The organism is Aeromonas sp. DNRA1 (genome assembly GCF_963888745.1).
In the GTDB taxonomy this organism is placed as follows: domain Bacteria; phylum Pseudomonadota; class Gammaproteobacteria; order Enterobacterales; family Aeromonadaceae; genus Aeromonas; species Aeromonas hydrophila.
The window spans coordinates 331,264-347,405 of sequence record NZ_CAWPKQ010000003.1 but is presented as its reverse complement, the minus strand read 5'-3'; the positions used below and the strand labels follow the sequence as shown (position 1 = coordinate 347,405).

The 16,142-nt window shown below is 59.6% G+C and carries 13 protein-coding genes; 5 read left to right on the top strand and 8 right to left on the bottom strand.

The genetic code is table 11. The features are described from left to right. The first annotated feature begins 39 nt into the window (after nt 1-39). The 3 genes from AACQ43_RS11560 to AACQ43_RS11550 all read left to right on the top strand — a co-directional run bounded on the left by AACQ43_RS11560 (nt 40) and on the right by AACQ43_RS11550 (nt 3,831). Nucleotides 40-351, top strand: a complete 312-nt coding sequence (locus AACQ43_RS11560; RefSeq protein ID WP_168967338.1) for a DUF485 domain-containing protein — start codon at nt 40-42, stop codon at nt 349-351. Continuing rightward, a complete protein-coding gene (locus AACQ43_RS11555; RefSeq protein WP_017408234.1) occupies nt 348-2,003 on the top strand; it encodes a cation acetate symporter in 1,656 nt (551 codons plus the stop codon). The genes AACQ43_RS11560 and AACQ43_RS11555 overlap by 4 nt, the downstream gene beginning before the upstream one ends. Nucleotides 2,004-2,238: 235 nt before the next feature. Continuing rightward, entirely contained in the window at nt 2,239-3,831 is a 1,593-nt protein-coding gene (locus AACQ43_RS11550) for an ABC-F family ATPase (protein ID WP_011705884.1), read from the top strand. Between the two features lie 225 nt (nt 3,832-4,056). Here the strand turns inward: AACQ43_RS11550 and ppiD are convergent, their stop codons facing one another. The 6 genes from ppiD to tig form a co-directional block, all read right to left on the bottom strand. After that, nucleotides 4,057-5,970, bottom strand: coding sequence for a peptidylprolyl isomerase (ppiD, locus tag AACQ43_RS11545; protein ID WP_168967337.1), 1,914 nt, complete (start codon nt 5,968-5,970; stop codon nt 4,057-4,059). A gap of 151 nt (nt 5,971-6,121) precedes the next feature. Continuing rightward, a complete protein-coding gene (gene hupB, locus AACQ43_RS11540) occupies nt 6,122-6,394 on the bottom strand; it encodes a nucleoid-associated protein HU-beta (RefSeq protein ID WP_005315375.1) in 273 nt (90 codons plus the stop codon). A gap of 240 nt (nt 6,395-6,634) precedes the next feature. Next, nucleotides 6,635-8,989: an endopeptidase La gene (gene lon / locus AACQ43_RS11535; RefSeq protein WP_011705882.1), complete on the bottom strand. Its 2,355-nt coding sequence runs from the start codon at nt 8,987-8,989 to the stop codon at nt 6,635-6,637. A gap of 141 nt (nt 8,990-9,130) precedes the next feature. Then, nucleotides 9,131-10,405 (bottom strand): ATP-dependent protease ATP-binding subunit ClpX, encoded by a 1,275-nt coding sequence (clpX, locus tag AACQ43_RS11530; protein ID WP_005301524.1) that lies wholly within the window; start codon nt 10,403-10,405, stop codon nt 9,131-9,133. A 146-nt stretch (nt 10,406-10,551) separates the two neighbouring features. After that, nucleotides 10,552-11,175: an ATP-dependent Clp endopeptidase proteolytic subunit ClpP gene (gene clpP / locus AACQ43_RS11525; protein WP_005301526.1), complete on the bottom strand. Its 624-nt coding sequence runs from the start codon at nt 11,173-11,175 to the stop codon at nt 10,552-10,554. Nucleotides 11,176-11,261: 86 nt separating this feature from the next. Next, complete coding sequence (gene tig / locus AACQ43_RS11520) at nt 11,262-12,572, bottom strand: trigger factor (protein ID WP_016350912.1); 1,311 nt, start codon at nt 12,570-12,572, stop codon at nt 11,262-11,264. A gap of 428 nt (nt 12,573-13,000) precedes the next feature. Between tig and AACQ43_RS11515 the strand changes: the two genes are divergently transcribed. After that, a complete protein-coding gene (locus tag AACQ43_RS11515) occupies nt 13,001-13,435 on the top strand; it encodes a YccF domain-containing protein (RefSeq protein ID WP_011705879.1) in 435 nt (144 codons plus the stop codon). Between the two features lie 73 nt (nt 13,436-13,508). Next, entirely contained in the window at nt 13,509-14,099 is a 591-nt protein-coding gene (yfbR, locus tag AACQ43_RS11510; RefSeq protein WP_168967336.1) for a 5'-deoxynucleotidase, read from the top strand. A gap of 86 nt (nt 14,100-14,185) precedes the next feature. On the opposite strand, the gene lolE is transcribed toward yfbR, so the two are convergent. Continuing rightward, a complete protein-coding gene (gene lolE, locus AACQ43_RS11505; protein WP_168967335.1) occupies nt 14,186-15,427 on the bottom strand; it encodes a lipoprotein-releasing ABC transporter permease subunit LolE in 1,242 nt (413 codons plus the stop codon). Further along, the gene (gene lolD, locus AACQ43_RS11500) at nt 15,427-16,125 is read right to left on the bottom strand and encodes a lipoprotein-releasing ABC transporter ATP-binding protein LolD (protein WP_043166342.1); all 699 of its coding nucleotides are present in this window, start codon (nt 16,123-16,125) and stop codon (nt 15,427-15,429) included. Before lolD ends, lolE begins: the two co-directional genes overlap by 1 nt. Nucleotides 16,126-16,142: the final 17 nt, after the last annotated feature.

Below are 16,142 nucleotides of genomic sequence, written 5' to 3'. Positions count from 1 at the left end.
TTCATTCACCGTCGACACTCAATGTCATGGAGCACTGCAATGGAACAGCAACCGTATCTTCGGATCCAAAAAGATCCCAACTTTCAGGAGCTGGTCGCCAAGCGCCAGCGCTTTGCCTGGTCCCTCTCCATCCTGATGCTGGGGCTCTATCTGGCCTTCATCATGCTCATCGCCTTCGCCCCCGGCTGGCTTGGCACCCCCTTGAGCGAAGGGTCCACCATTACCCGCGGTATCCCGGTCGGAGTCGGCCTCATCGTCTCCTCCTTCGTGTTGACCGGCATCTATGTGTTTCGGGCCAACGGCGAGTTTGACGAACTGAACCAGAAGATCCTCAAGGGAGCCAAATCATGAAAGGCAAGTCTCTGCTGTTGCTGGCCACGCTGGCCTCCTCCCCCCTGCTGGCAGCCGATGCGCTGACCGGCGAGGTCCATCGCCAACCGCTCAATATCTCCGCCATCGTGATGTTCGTGATCTTCGTGGCGGCCACCCTGTTCATCACCTACTGGGCCTCCAAGCGCAACCGCTCCGCCTCCGACTACTACGCCGCCGGCGGGCGCATCACCGGCTTCCAGAATGGCCTGGCCATCGCCGGTGACTACATGTCAGCCGCCTCCTTCCTCGGCATCTCCGCGCTGGTCTACACCTCCGGCTACGATGGACTGATTTACTCCATCGGCTTTCTGGTGGGCTGGCCCATCATCCTGTTCCTGATCGCGGAGCGGCTGCGCAACCTCGGCAAGTACACCTTTGCCGACGTAGCCTCCTACCGCCTCAAGCAGACCGAGGTGCGTACCCTCTCCGCCAGCGGCTCGCTGGTGGTGGTCGCCCTCTACCTGATCGCTCAGATGGTGGGCGCCGGCAAGCTGATCGAACTGTTGTTCGGCCTGCAATACCATGTGGCCGTGGTGCTGGTCGGCATTCTGATGGTGCTCTACGTGCTGTTCGGCGGCATGCTGGCCACCACCTGGGTGCAGATCATCAAGGCGGTGATGCTGCTCTCCGGTGCCAGCTTCATGGCCATCATGGTGATGAAGTCGGTCAACTTCGACATCGGCACCCTGTTCAGTGAAGCGGTCAAGGTGCATGAGAAGGGCATCGCCATCATGAGCCCGGGTGGCCTGGTCGCCGATCCCATCTCCGCCATCTCGCTGGGTCTGGCACTGATGTTCGGCACCGCCGGCCTGCCCCACATCCTGATGCGTTTCTTCACCGTGAGTGACGCCAAGGAAGCGCGCAAGAGCGTGTTCTACGCCACCGGCTTTATCGGCTACTTCTACATCCTGACCTTCATCATCGGCTTTGGCGCCATCCTGCTGGTCAGCACCAACCCGGACTTCAAGGATGCCACCGGCGCCCTGCTGGGCGGCACCAACATGGCCGCCATCCACCTAGCCGATGCGGTGGGCGGCAGCCTGTTCCTCGGCTTCATCTCCGCCGTGGCGTTTGCCACCATCCTGGCGGTGGTGGCCGGGCTGACCCTGGCCGGCGCCTCGGCGGTCTCCCACGACCTCTATGCCAGCGTCATCAAGAAGGGCAAGGCCAACGAAGCCGACGAGCTGCGCGTCTCCAAGTACACCACTGTGGTGCTGGGTGTGGTGGCCATCGGCCTTGGCATCCTGTTCGAGAAACAGAACATCGCCTTCATGGTGGGGCTCGCCTTCTCCATCGCCGCCAGCTGCAACTTCCCGGTGCTGTTCCTCTCCATGTTCTGGTCTCGCCTGACCACTCGCGGCGCCGTCTACGGCGGCTGGCTGGGGCTGGTGAGCGCGGTCAGCCTGATGATCCTGGGCCCGACCGTGTGGGTGAAGGTGTTGGGCCATGCTCAGGCCATCTTCCCCTACGAGTACCCCGCCCTCTTCTCCATGGCGGTGGCCTTCGTCGGGATCTGGCTGTTCTCGGTCACCGACAAGTCGCAAAATGCGCTCGACGAGCACGCCAAGTTCTTCCCGCAGTTCGTCCGCTCCCAGACCGGACTGGGGGCAGCCAGCGCCAGCTCCCACTGAACCTTCGATTGACGGTTGCAAGCCGGCCCCAGGGCCGGCTTTTTTCATGCCGACAGGCAGCGGTCAGCGCCCGTTGCAATCCGATCGACGCGGCTATGGCCGCCAGGGGGCGCGAGCGCACAGCACCACCCTCTCTATCCCCTCTGCAATAGGCCCGGATCACAGTTCTTGCTAAAACTTTCGGGGGATCTGTGCCATAATGCGCGCCATTTGACAGATCAACCGGGACATTCCAGTGCTTTCGAGTAACAACATCACCATGCAGTTCGGCGCCAAGCCGCTGTTTGAGAACATCAGCGTCAAGTTTGGCGGCGGCAACCGCTACGGCCTTATCGGTGCCAACGGCTGTGGCAAGTCCACCTTTATGAAGATCCTCGGCGGCGATCTGGAGCCCACTGGCGGTAATGTGAGCCTGGACGTCAACGAACGCATCGGTAAGCTGCGTCAGGATCAGTTCGCCTACGAAGAGATGCGCGTACTGGACGTGGTCATGATGGGTCACACCGAGCTGTGGGCCGCCATCGCCGAGCGCGATGCCATCTACGCCAACCTGGAAGCGACCGACGACGACTACATGAAAGCCGCCGAGCTCGAAGGCCTGGTCGCCGAGTATGACGGCTATACTGCCGAATCCCGCGCGGGCGAGCTGCTGCTGGGTGCCGGCATCCCCATCGAGCAGCACAACGGTCCGATGAGCGAAGTAGCACCAGGCTGGAAACTGCGGGTGCTGCTGGCACAGGCCCTCTTCTCCAACCCCGACATCCTGTTGCTGGACGAACCGACCAACAACCTGGACATCAACACCATTCGCTGGCTGGAGCAGGTGCTCAACGATCGCGAGAGCACCATGATCATCATCTCTCACGACCGTCACTTCCTGAACTCCGTCTGCACCCACATGGCGGATCTGGACTACGGCGAGCTGCGCGTCTACCCGGGCAACTACGACGAGTACATGACGGCCGCCACCCAGGCCCGTGAGCGCCTGCTGGCCGACAACGCCAAGAAGAAGGCCCAGATCGCCGATCTGCAATCCTTCGTGTCGCGTTTCAGCGCCAACGCCTCCAAGTCCAGCCAGGCCACCTCCCGCCTCAAGCAGATCGACAAGATCAAGATTGAGGAAGTGAAGGTCTCCAGCCGGCAGAACCCCTTCATCCGCTTCGAGCAGGAGAAGAAGCTCTACCGCAACATCCTGGAGATCGAAGGCGTATCCAAAGGCTATGGCGAGGCTCCGCTGTTCAAGGGCCTCAACATGATGCTGGAAGTGGGCGAGAAGGTCGCCATTCTGGGTACCAACGGGATCGGTAAATCCACCCTGATCAAAACCCTGGTGGGCGCGCTGGCACCGGACACCGGCACCATCAAGTGGTCCGAAAACGCCCAGATCGGTTACTACGCCCAGGATCACGCCGAGGACTTCGACACCGATCTCAACGTGTTCGACTGGATGGCCCAGTGGAAACAGGAAAACGAAGACGAGCAGGCGGTACGCTCCGTACTGGGCCGTCTGCTGTTCTCCCAGGACGACATCAAGAAGCCGGTCAAGGTGCTGTCCGGTGGTGAGCAGGGCCGCATGCTGTTTGGCAAGCTGATGATGCAGCGCCCCAACATCCTGATCATGGATGAGCCGACCAACCACCTGGACATGGAATCCATCGAATCCTTGAACCTGGCGCTGGAGATGTACAAGGGCACCCTGATCTTCGTCTCCCACGACCGTGAGTTCGTCTCCTCCCTGGCGACCCGCATCCTGGAGCTGACTGAAGATGGCATCCGCGACTTCGGCGGCACCTACGAGGATTACCTGCGCACCCAAGGCGTGGTGTAACCCCTCCTACCCGCACATCCCGTCAATGAAAACCGGCACCTCAGTGCCGGTTTTTTTATGCCTGTGATATCTGCCGGACGATACGGATCATCCCGTGTGCCATATGCCCTTCCCCCTGCCAGGGCCGGTTGTCATCCCGCCAGAAAGGAAACTGAACGGCGCCTCGCAGATAAAGAAACGGCCCCATCAAGGGGCCGTTTTCACATGGATTGGAGTCGGTTCGACTTATTCGACCGTGGCTTCCACATCGGTGAAGTACTCGATCTTGGCAGACTTGCGCAGCTCGTCGATGAGAGACTTGTAGCTCACCTGAGCCTTGCCCTGACCCAGCTGGCCTTGCAGCAGCTTGGCCATGCCAGACGGCTCCTTGGCGACTGTCACCTTGTCCAGCGCAACCACCACGCGGTCGCCATTGGCTTCGGTCACCAGCTCGACGCTCGGCTTGCCGTCGATCGGATGAGGCATGCGGAAGGCCTGCGCCACCAGGTTCTGATCCAGATCCTGAGCGAAGCGGGCTACCCCATCATGATTCTCCACCTTCAGACCCAGCGCGGTCAGCTCGGCCTGGATATTCTCGCCAGCCTTGAGCTTGTCCAGCAGACCCTGCGCCTTGCCACGGGCCACTTCACTGGCCTTGTCGTGCTTGATGGCGGCAATCACCTGCTCTTTCACCTCCGCCAGCGGTTTGGCCGCTTTCGGCTGGTGACCGGTGATGTGCATGACCAGCGCCTTGCCATCTGCCAGTTCGATCACGTCGGAGTTGGTGTTGTCATCGCGCAACTGCTCGGAGAAGGCGGCGGAGAGTGCCTTGGGATCGTTCAGCGGTGCCGGTGCATCAGCCTGGCTGAAGTAACCGGTGGACTGCACCTTCAGACCCATGGTCTCGGCGGTCAAGTCCAGCGAATCCGGGTTCTCGAAGCTGCTGTCGGCCATCTTCTGCTGCTCGGCAAAGAACAGCTCCTTGGCCTTGTCTGCCTGCAGACGGCTGATGGTCTCTGCTTTCACATCGACAAACGGCTTGGTCTGGGCCGGTTCAACCCCCAGCAGCTTGATGACGTGGAAACCAAACGGGCTCTTCACCACGGTGGAGAGATCGCCGGCCTTGGCCAGTGCAAACGCGGCCTTCTCGAACGCCGGATCCATCACCCCTTTCTCGAACCAATCCAGCTCACCGCCCTTCTTGGCGGAGAAGGTATCGGAAGAGTCAGCCTTGGCCAGCGCGGCGAAATCGTCACCGGCCTTGGCTTTGGCCAGCACGGCCTCGGCCTTCTGCTCAGCGGCTTTCTCGTCCTTGCCGAACGGGATCAGGATATGAGCCACATGACGACGCTCGGCACGCTGGAACAGATCCTGATGCTGATCGTAGTAATCCTGGGCATCCTGCTCGCTCACCTTGACGTCTTTGCCAAGGGTGGCGGCGTCCAGCAGCAGGTAGTCAACCTTGACCTGCTCATCATTCATGAAGTGGCTGCTGTTGGCCTTGTAGTACTGCTCCACCTCTTCATCGGAAACGTTCACGTCCCCCAGGTAGGCAGATGCGGCCAGGCGCACCAGACGCAGATCGCGAGTCTGGTTGTAGAGCTTGTCCAGTTGCTCGGCTTCACCCTTGAGTGCAAATTCGGTACCCAGCAGGGCGCCCATCAATTGCTGGCGAACCATGTCCTGGCGCAGGGAGTCACGGAACATCTCCGGGGTCATGCCGGCACGGCGGATCAGTTGCAGATAGCGATCGTTGTTGAACTTGCCATCTTCGGCAAACTCGGGCATGGCGACGATGGCCTGCTTGATCTGCTCATCGCTGACGCGCAGACCCAGTTCACGGGCCTTGCTGTCGAACAGGGCCTGATCGATCAGACGGTCCAGCACGCCACGGCGGAACTGCTTCATGTAGTCAGGATTGGCGGCCAACTGGCTGAAAGACTCCCCCATTTGGGATTCCATGCGGGCCCGCTCGTTGCGATAGGCATTTTCCAGCGCAGCGGAGCTGATGTCATTGCCGTTGACGGTGGCGGGGGCGGTACGAGCCGGGCCGTTGAGGTAGCTACCTACACCGGCCAAGGCAAAGGAGAGGATGATCAGGCCCAAGATAACCTTGGCTACCTTGCCCTGCGCCCCTTCGCGTAGTTTATCCAACATCATGTTTGTACTTATGCTCCCGAACTCGATGGGCGTAAATAATGAAAAGGCGCACCGATTGCGATGCGCCTTGGTCAATCAGTATGAGGGAGAGCCCTCTCACTTGTCTGGTCTGTGACCAAGGACGGTGGCCGATGTGATATCAGCGCCCGGCTTAGTTGACAGCGTCTTTCAGGGCCTTACCGGCTTTGAAGGCAGGAACTTTACCAGCGGCGATTTCGATGGTCGCGCCAGTTTGCGGGTTACGGCCAGAACGGGCAGCACGCTCGCGCACGGCGAAAGTACCGAAACCTACCAGAGCAACCTGGTCACCCTCTTTCAGGGCTTCACCCACGGCGTCAATGAAAGCATCCAGCGCACGGCCAGCAGCGGCTTTGGAGATATCAGCACCGTCTGCAATCTTGTCAATCAGTTGAGATTTATTCACTCTTATATTCCCCTTTTATCGAACATCGCTGCGGCGCCGATTTCCCTGGCCACAACAAGTGGAGGTTTTATAGCAAGCCTCCTGATCAGTTGCAAGTGACAATCTAGCGCAAACCCGCGCCACATCACGCATTGCGACTCATCATGAGTACCCGATCGGTGGTCAAGGCTACTTCCGTTATCCGGCGCATGCAAGCCTTAACCACCCCCCGAATGCGCCAAATTTGCGGCGCATCAACATTTACACGACAGAAACGCGCTCAAACCCTTGCGGATTGTCCTGCAACGCCAATTCCAGCACCTCGTCAATCCAGCGAACCGGATAGATTTCAAGGTCTTGTTTGACGTTGTCCGGGATCTCCTCGAGGTCACGCTCGTTCTCTTTCGGGATCAGCACCCGCTTGATGCCACCGCGATGGGCTGCCAGCAGCTTCTCTTTGAGGCCGCCAATAGGCAGCACTTCGCCGCGCAAGGTGATCTCCCCCGTCATGGCCACATCAGCACGAACCGGATTACCGGTCAAGCTGGAGACCAGGGCGGTACACATGGCGATACCGGCGCTCGGACCGTCTTTCGGGGTCGCCCCTTCCGGTACGTGCACGTGGATATCGCGCTTCTCGTAGAAGTCGGCATTGATGCGCAGCTTCTCGGCACGGGCCCGTACCACCGTCATGGCGGCCTGGATGGACTCCTGCATCACGTCACCCAGGGAACCTGTATAGGTGAGCTTGCCCTTGCCCGGCATGTTGGTGGTTTCGATGGTAAGCAGATCGCCCCCCACTTCGGTCCACGCCAGACCACACACCTGACCCACCTGGTTCTGATCGGTGGCCTTGCCGTAGTCAAAGCGCTGCACCCCGAGGAACTCCTTGAGGTTGGCCTGATTGACCTGAACATGCTTGATGCTCTTGTCCAGCAGGATGCGCTTGACCGCCTTGCGACAAATCTTGGAGATCTCGCGCTCCAGACTCCGCACCCCCGCCTCGCGGGTGTAGTAGCGGATCACCCCGACCAGAGCGGAATCCTCGATGGTGATCTCGGACTCTTTCAGGCCGTTGCGCTGGATCTGCTTGGAGACCAGATGCTGCTTGGCGATGTTGAGCTTCTCATCTTCGGTGTAACCGGAGAGGCGGATCACTTCCATCCGGTCCAGCAGCGGACCCGGGATGTTCATGGAGTTGGAGGTGGCCACGAACATCACGTCCGACAGGTCATAATCCACTTCCAGATAGTGATCGTTGAAACTGTTGTTCTGCTCGGGATCCAGCACTTCCAGCAGGGCTGAGGCGGGATCGCCACGCATGTCCGAGCTCATCTTGTCGATTTCATCGAGCAGGAACAGCGGGTTCTTCACGCCGACTTTCGCCATCTTCTGGATGAGCTTGCCGGGCATGGAGCCGATATAAGTACGGCGGTGACCACGGATCTCCGCTTCGTCACGCACCCCGCCGAGCGCCATGCGCACATATTTGCGACCGGTGGCCTTGGCGATGGACTGACCGAGCGAGGTCTTGCCCACGCCGGGAGGCCCTACCAGACAGAGGATCGGTCCCTTGAGCTTGTTGACGCGCGCCTGCACCGCCAGATACTCGAGAATGCGATCCTTGACCTTCTCCAGGCCATAGTGGTCGGCATCCAGCACCTCTTGCGCCTTGCCCAGGTCTTTCTTGACCTTGGAGCGCGCCTTCCACGGCACCTGTACCATCCAGTCGACGTAGCTGCGCACCACGGTGGCCTCGGCCGACATGGGCGACATCATCTTCAGCTTGGCAAGCTCGGCCTGCGCCTTCTCACGGGCATCTTCCGGCATGCCGGCCTCTTCAATCTTGCGATTGAGGGCTTCGAACTCATCCGGGCTGTCTTCCAGCTCACCCAGCTCTTTCTGGATGGCCTTCATCTGCTCGTTGAGATAGTACTCGCGCTGGCTCTTCTCCATCTGCTTCTTGACCCGGGAGCGGATGCGTTTCTCGACCTGCAGCAGGTCAATCTCCGACTCCATCATGGCCATCAGAAACTCGATGCGCTCGGACACGGAGGCGATTTCCAGCACCTTCTGCTTGTCTTCGAGCTTGAGCGGCATGTGGGCGGCCATGGTATCGGCCAGGCGCGCCGCATCATCGATCGCCGAAATCGAGGTGAGCACCTCGGGCGGGATCTTCTTGTTGAGCTTGATATAGCCTTCGAACTGACCGATGGCGGAGCGCACCAGTACATCCTGGTCCTTCTCCTCAATCGCCTTGGAGGCGATGTACTGCGCCTCGCCAACGAAGAAGTCCCGGTCGTCGATCATCCGCTCAAGACGGGCACGCTGGCCCCCTTCCACCAGCACCTTGACGGTGCCATCGGGCAGCTTGAGCATCTGTAGAATATTGGCCACTGTCCCGACGGAGAAGATCTCCTCCACCGTCGGCTCATCGGTTGACGCATCCTTCTGGGCCACCAGCAGAACTTTCTTGTCCTGCTCCATGGCCGCTTCCAGACAGCGAATGGATTTTTCCCGCCCCACAAAGAGTGGAATGACCATGTGGGGGTAAACCACCACGTCACGAAGAGGCAGGACGGGAATCTCGATGCGTTCTGAACGCTCTAGGTTCATATATGTCCTCTCGGCTTGTTATACCGTTGGCAAAGCGCTTGGCTGAGTATATGGGGGCGCTTAGATGAGATTCAATCGCCGAAACCGCAAAAAGCATGAAAGGGGCAAAAAGCCCCTTTCATTTGATTAAAAATCAGACATTTACTCTGATGCGGCGGCCTGGGTCTCGGGATTTTCGTAGATCATCAAGGGCGCGGAGTCCCCCTTGATCACGGTTTCGTCGATCACCACCTTGCTGACACCGTCCAGCGACGGCAGGTCATACATAGTATCGAGCAGCACGGCTTCCACGATGGAACGCAGACCGCGGGCACCGGTTTTACGCTCCATCGCCTTGCGGGCGATGGCGTTCAACGCGTCGTCACGGAACTCCAGTTCCACCCCTTCCAGATCGAACAGCGCGGCATACTGCTTGGTCAGCGCGTTCTTCGGCTCTTTCAGGATCTGGATGAGGGCTGCCTCGTCCAGTTCGGTCAGGGTCGCTACCACCGGCAGGCGGCCAATGAACTCGGGGATCAGACCGTATTTGATCAGATCTTCCGGCTCCACCTTGGCAAAGCTCTCGCTCAAGGTTGCCTTGGCGCTCTTGGACTTGACCTCGGCACCAAAACCGATGCCGGTGCCCTTGACGGAGCGCTGCTCGATCACCTTGTCCAAACCGGCAAAGGCGCCACCACAGATGAACAGGATCTTGGAGGTATCAACCTGCAAGAACTCCTGCTGCGGGTGCTTGCGACCACCTTGCGGCGGCACGGAAGCGATGGTCCCTTCGATCAGCTTGAGCAGGGCCTGCTGCACCCCTTCCCCGGACACGTCGCGGGTAATGGAGGGGTTGTCCGACTTGCGGGAGATCTTGTCGATCTCGTCGATGTAGACGATGCCACGCTGGGCCTTCTCTACGTCGTAGTCGCACTTCTGCAGCAGCTTCTGGATGATGTTCTCCACGTCCTCGCCCACATAACCGGCTTCGGTCAGGGTGGTGGCGTCGGCCATGGTGAAGGGAACATCCAGCAGACGAGCCAGGGTTTCAGCCAGCAGGGTCTTGCCACTGCCGGTCGGACCGATCAGCAGGATGTTGGATTTGCCAAGCTCTACACCACCGGACTCGCTGCCGCTGCGCAGCCGCTTGTAGTGGTTGTAGACGGCTACCGCCAGCACCTTCTTGGCGTACTCCTGCCCGATCACATAGTCATCCAGATGAGCGCGGATTTCATGAGGGGTCGGCAGCTCGCTACCATCGCGCTTGGGCGAGATCTCGCGGATCTCTTCGCGGATGATGTCGTTGCACAGCTCGACACACTCATCACATATGTAGACGGAAGGGCCAGCGATCAGCTTGCGCACTTCATGCTGGCTTTTGCCGCAAAAAGAGCAGTAGAGCAGCTTATCACCCTCACCCTTGCGTTTTTCTGTCATTCAGCAACCTCGTTTTATCAATAGAGGATGGATTGTCCTGTTGAGTTTACAACAGTCCGGAACACCCTGCCCATGCCTGATCTGCCGATTGAGGGCATCATCAAACCAGATGATGCCCTCGATGATGGTACGGGCTAGCTCGTGGCTCAGCCGCGGCGGCTCAGGACACCGTCAACCAGACCATAGGCCACGGCCTGCTCGGCCGACATGAAGTTGTCACGGTCGGTGTCACGCTCGATGGTGGCCATGTCCTGACCGGTATGGAAGGCCAGACGCTCGTTCAGGGTATTCTTGATCTTCAGGATCTCCTGGGCATGGATCTGGATATCAGATGCCTGGCCCTGGAAACCGCCCAGCGGCTGGTGGATCATCACGCGGGCATTGGGCAGGCAGAAACGCTTGCCCTTGGCACCACCGGCCAGCAGGAAGGCACCCATGGAGCAGGCCTGCCCCATGCACACCGTGCTGACGTCCGGCTTGATGAACTGCATGGTGTCATAAATGGACATACCTGCAGTGACGGCCCCACCCGGAGAGTTGATGTAGATGCTGATGTCCTGATCCGGATTTTCAGACTCCAGGAACAAGAGCTGAGCCACCACCAGATTCGCCATGTGATCTTCAACCTGACCGGTCAGGAAGATCACCCGCTCCTTCAGCAGACGAGAATAGATGTCGTAGGAACGCTCCCCTTTCGCGGTTTGCTCTACCACCATCGGGATGAGCGCATTGCGTGGGGATTCAGTCACATCGTTATAGTTCTTGTACATAAGGCATTGTCCCTAAAATAAAATGGCCCGAGTGGAGATCACACGAGCCATTATACTTAACAGTCTTGACCTTAAGTCAAATGTTCTTAGGCAGCGGCACCGGACTTGTTGATCACTTCGTCAAATGCAACTTCCTTCTCGGTCACCTGGGCCTTGGACAGGATCAGGTCGATGGCTTGATCTTCAACTGCCAGGTTGCGAACGCCGTTCAGCATCTGTTCGTTCTTCTGGTAGTACTCGATCACTTCCTTCGGATCTTCGTAGGCAGTGGCCATGGATTCGATGATGCTGTTGACGCGCGCTTCATCAGCCTTGATCTCGTTGGTACGGATCACGTCGCCCAGCAGCAGACCTACGCGTACACGACGCTCGGCCTGGCCCTGGAACAGCTCGGCTGGCAGTTCAGGAGCGTTGCCGCCCTGGAAGCCGCCGAAACGCTGCAGCGCCTGCTGACGCAGGGCATCGATTTCCTGAGCAACGGCAGCCTTCGGCAGATCGATCTGGTTGGCTTCAACCAGACCGTTCAGAACCTGCTCTTTCACGCTGTTTTTCAGGGCTTGAGCCAGTTCGCGCTCCATGTTCTTGCGCACTTCGGCTTTCAGCTCTTCAACGTTGCCGCTCTCGATGCCGAAACGCTTGACGAACTCTTCGGTCAGCTCAGGCAGGATTTGCTCTTCAACCTTGTTCAGCTTGGAAGCGAACTTGGCGGCTTTGCCTTTCAGGTTTTCAGCGTGGTAGTCAGCCGGGAAGGTCACGTCGATGGTGAACTCGTCGCCAGCTTTCTTGCCCATGATGGCGTCTTCGAAGCCCGGGATCATGCGACCGGCACCCAGTACCAGGTTGAAGCCTTCGGCCTTGCCGCCGTCGAACTCTTCACCGTCGATGGAACCGACGAAGTCCATGGTCACACGCATGCCATCGGCAGCGGCGGCGTCCACTTCACTCCAGGTAGCGTGCTGCTTGCGCAGGGTGTCGATCATGTTGGCCAGATCTTCATCCTTCACGGTAGCAACCGGCTTCTCGACCTTGATGGTCTCGAGGCCAGCCACTTCAAACTCGGGGTACACTTCGAAGGTCGCGGTGAATTCGAAGTCCTGACCTTCCTGGATCTCTTTCGGATCCATGGTCGGGGCACCGGCCGGGCTCAGTTTGTTTTCGATGATGGCCTTGATGAAGTTGCTCTGCATCATTTCGTCAGCAACGCGAGCATGAGCCATGGCGCCGAACATCTTCTTGATGATGGCAACCGGAGCCTTGCCAGGACGGAAACCGTCGATGCGACGGGTTTTGGCCAGGCCGTTCAATTCTTTGCGCACGGCGGCGTCAACGGTAGCGGCCGGTACGGTGATGGTAAGACGGCGTTCCAGACCCTGGGTTGTCTCTACAGAAACTTGCATTCTTCTACCTCGTTCAACTCAGCACTGCGTGCTGACCCTTTATTGCCCCTGGGCAAAGCCCGGAGTCTTCCTGTTTATAAAGACAACGACTGTCTTTGTGATGAGAAAATATGACGCGACATTATAGCGGCGCACTTTGATCGAGTCGAGCCACACGTCCCCCAACCGGGCAGGGGATGGCACAATTCCCGCCAAACTGCCCCTTATATGGGGAATCGCGGGGCCGACTTCAAGCACGCAAGCCGCAAGAATTTGCACTTGCTCACCTTTTTTCGTGCAAGAGCCTACTTTTTCACCTCATATCTCTCCATCGCGGTCTCTTTTCACCCCCTGCGACCCAAATTGTCCACCCCGCCCCTTCAACCATTGCGTCCATGACCATCGCTCGTTATGGTGGCAGCCATCTTGATAAGTCTGGAGTCACCGACATGGCCTTTTTCCGCTTCTTGTTCAATCTGCTCTGGTTCGTACTGGGAGGCGTCTTCATGGGGCTGGCCTGGTGGCTGGCCGGGCTGATCTGTTTTATCTCCCTCATCGGGATCCCCTGGGGACGCGCCTGTTTCGTCATCGGCACCTTCACCTTCTTCCCGTTCGGCAAGCAGGCGGTCAACCGCAAGACCATGACCGGTCTGAGCGACATGGGTACCGGTACCATGGGGCTGATTGGCAACATCATCTGGTTCGTGCTGATCGGGATCTGGCTGGCCATCGGCCACATCGCCTCGGCGCTAGCCTGCTTCGTCACCATCGTCGGCATCCCCTTCGGCATCCAGCACCTCAAGCTGGCGCTCATCAGCCTGGCCCCTATCGGCCAGATGATCGTCACCAATCAGGAAGCAGAATCCGGCCGTTATATTCGCTGAAGGCGATGCCGCCAGCCGTAAAAAAGGGCAGACTAGGGTCTGCCCTTTTTCATTGCCATCTTCGAGGTCATCCATGCTGCCCAGCCACTTCTTCGCCAATCTCGCCCGCATGAAGCTCATCTACCGCTGGCCGCTGATGCGCAACATCCAGCCCGAAAACATCGCCGAGCACAGTTTGCAGGTAGCCATGGTGGCCCACGCCCTCGGCCTCATCAAAAACCGGCTCTTTGGTGGCCGCGTGGATGCCGATCGCGCCGCCGTCATGGCCCTCTATCACGACAGCAGCGAGGTACTGACCGGCGATCTGCCCACCCCGGTCAAGTACTTCAATCCCGAGATTGCCCGCGAATACAAGAAGATTGAACTGGCCGCCGAGCAGCGCCTGCTCGGCATGTTGCCGCCGGAGCTGGTCGAGGACTTTCGCCCGCTGCTCGATTCGGCAGCCCAGGATGGCGAGCTGGCCAGGCTGGTGAAGGATGCCGATACCCTCTGCGCCTATACCAAGTGCCTGGAAGAGATCAATGCCGGCAACCGGGAGTTCGAGCCGGCGCGCAAGCGCCTCGAGCAGATGCTGGCGGCCCGGATGAGCGACGAGATGCGCTACTTCATCGACATCTTCGTGGCGAGCTTCTCGCTGCCGCTGGATGAACTCAACGCCCACTAAACCAGCCAGCGCCCCTCAAAACAGCAGGGCCCTCCGGTTTGCACCGACGGGCCCTTCGTTTTTATCAGCAGACAAGATGCCGCCTATCAGTGTCCCAACTCGCGCGACGGCACCAGTCCGCTTGCCCGCCAGGCGGGGTAGAGGGTGGCCAGCAGGCTCATCAGGATGGCGGCGCCGGTCACGATGAGCAAGTCCTGAATGTGCAGTTCGGTCGGCAGGAAGTCGATGAAATAGATGTCCGGGTTGAGGAAGCGGTGACCAATGAGCTTCTCGATGACACCCAGGATCTGGGTCAGCTTGCTGGAGAGCAGGCCGCCCAGCAGGGCGCCGAGCAAGGCACCCGCCACCCCGTTTACCATTCCCTGAATGACAAAGGTGAGCCGGATCTGGCCCGGGCTCGCCCCCATGGTCTTCAAGATGGCGATCTCGCTACGCTTCTCGTTCACCGCCATCACCAGGGTGGAGACGATGTTGAAACAGGCCACCGCTACCACCATCAGCATCACTACGTACATCACGGTGCGCACCATCTGGATGTCCTGATAGAGATAACCCTGGCGGCTCATCCAGCTGCTGATGTAGACGTAGTGCGGGAACTTCTGGGCGGCTGCCACCGTGATGGACTGCGCCTTGAGCACGTCGTTCACCTTGAGGCTGAAGCCCTCTATCGCACTGCCCATGCCGGTAATGGCCTGGGCATCCGCCAGATGCATGAAGCCGAGCACCCCATCAAGCTGGCCACCGATCTCGAGCAGCCCCACCACCTTGAGAGACTCGCGCTTCGGGTTCTTGATGCCGGCTGCATCGCTGCCCTGGGGCAGCAACAAGGTGACAGTGTCCCCTATCTTGACCCCCAGCTTGTCGGCGATGGTCTTGCCGAGGATGAGGCCGTGCTCGCCGGCTTCCAGCTCGCGCAGACCACGCCCCGTCATGTAGTTGCCCGCATCGGACAGATTGGCTTCCAGCTCCGGCAACACGGCGCGCACCTGCAGCCCCTTGAGGGCACTGCCGTGCTCCAGCAGGCCGTCGAGCCGGATCACCGGGGCGGCAGCCTCCACCCCGGGCTGGGCCAGCAGGTAGTCCCGCAGCTTGGGCCAGTTGGGGAGTGGAGCTTCCATCCCCATCAGCTCGCCGTGAGGCACCACGGAGAGCACCCGGTTCTTGAGCTCTCGCTCAAAGCCATTCATGGCGGAGAGTCCCAGGATCAGCGCCATCACCCCGAGGGCGATGCCAATGAGGGAGGAGGCGGAGATAAAGGCGATGAAGCCGTTGCGACGGCGAGAGCGGCTGTAACGCAGGCCCAGAAACAGGGGCAGCGGTTTGAACATCAGGCGACCTCCGCCATCACGCCGCTCACCAGGGTCACCCGGCGATGGAGCTTGGCTGCCAGGCTGAGATCGTGGGTCACCACCACGAACGCGGTGCCGAGCTCGCGGTTGAGCTCGCAGAGCAGCTCATAAACGGCGGTGGCGCTGGCGTGATCCAGGTTGCCGGTGGGCTCGTCTGCCAGCACCAGGCTGGGTTCGTTGACCAGGGCACGGGCGATGGCGACCCGCTGGCGCTCGCCACCGGAAAGCTCGGACGGTCTGTGGTTGAGACGGTGGGAGAGCCCTACCCGCCCCAGCATCCGGCTCGCCTTGTCGGTCGCGCTCTTCACCGACTCACCGGCGATCAGCAGCGGCATGGCGGCATTTTCCAGCGCGCTGAACTCGGAGAGCAGGTGGTGGAACTGGTAAACGAAACCCAGTTCCTGATTGCGAAACTTCGCCTGGGTACGGCTGTCCCAGCGATGGATGTCCTGCCCCTTGAACAGCACGGCGCCGCTGGAGGGGTTGTCGAGCGCCCCCATCAGGTGCAGCAGGGTGGTTTTGCCGGAACCCGAGCTGCCCACAACCGCCAGCATCTCGCCGGGTGCCACGCTAAGATCGATGCCCTTGAGTACCTGGGTCTCCAGATCGCCCTCTTTGTAGACATGGTTGAGGGCCTGGCAGCGCAGCAGCGGCTCGCAGGAGACGGATTGATTCATAAAGGAGGCTCCACTTG

Excerpts from the sequence above, each read along its gene's own strand:
- AACQ43_RS11555 (WP_017408234.1), top strand. The coding sequence starts at position 348 with ATGAAAGGCAAGTCTCTGCTGTTGCTGGCCACGCTGGCCTCCTCCCCC.
- AACQ43_RS11560 (WP_168967338.1), top strand. The coding sequence starts at position 40 with ATGGAACAGCAACCGTATCTTCGGATCCAAAAAGATCCCAACTTTCAG.
- AACQ43_RS11515 (WP_011705879.1), top strand. The coding sequence starts at position 13,001 with ATGGCCTTTTTCCGCTTCTTGTTCAATCTGCTCTGGTTCGTACTGGGA.
- lon (WP_011705882.1), bottom strand. The coding sequence starts at position 8,989 with ATGAACCTAGAGCGTTCAGAACGCATCGAGATTCCCGTCCTGCCTCTT.
- clpP (WP_005301526.1), bottom strand. The coding sequence starts at position 11,175 with ATGTACAAGAACTATAACGATGTGACTGAATCCCCACGCAATGCGCTC.
- yfbR (WP_168967336.1), top strand. The coding sequence starts at position 13,509 with ATGCTGCCCAGCCACTTCTTCGCCAATCTCGCCCGCATGAAGCTCATC.
- tig (WP_016350912.1), bottom strand. The coding sequence starts at position 12,572 with ATGCAAGTTTCTGTAGAGACAACCCAGGGTCTGGAACGCCGTCTTACC.
- lolD (WP_043166342.1), bottom strand. The coding sequence starts at position 16,125 with ATGAATCAATCCGTCTCCTGCGAGCCGCTGCTGCGCTGCCAGGCCCTC.
- lolE (WP_168967335.1), bottom strand. The coding sequence starts at position 15,427 with ATGTTCAAACCGCTGCCCCTGTTTCTGGGCCTGCGTTACAGCCGCTCT.
- ppiD (WP_168967337.1), bottom strand. The coding sequence starts at position 5,970 with ATGATGTTGGATAAACTACGCGAAGGGGCGCAGGGCAAGGTAGCCAAG.
- clpX (WP_005301524.1), bottom strand. The coding sequence starts at position 10,405 with ATGACAGAAAAACGCAAGGGTGAGGGTGATAAGCTGCTCTACTGCTCT.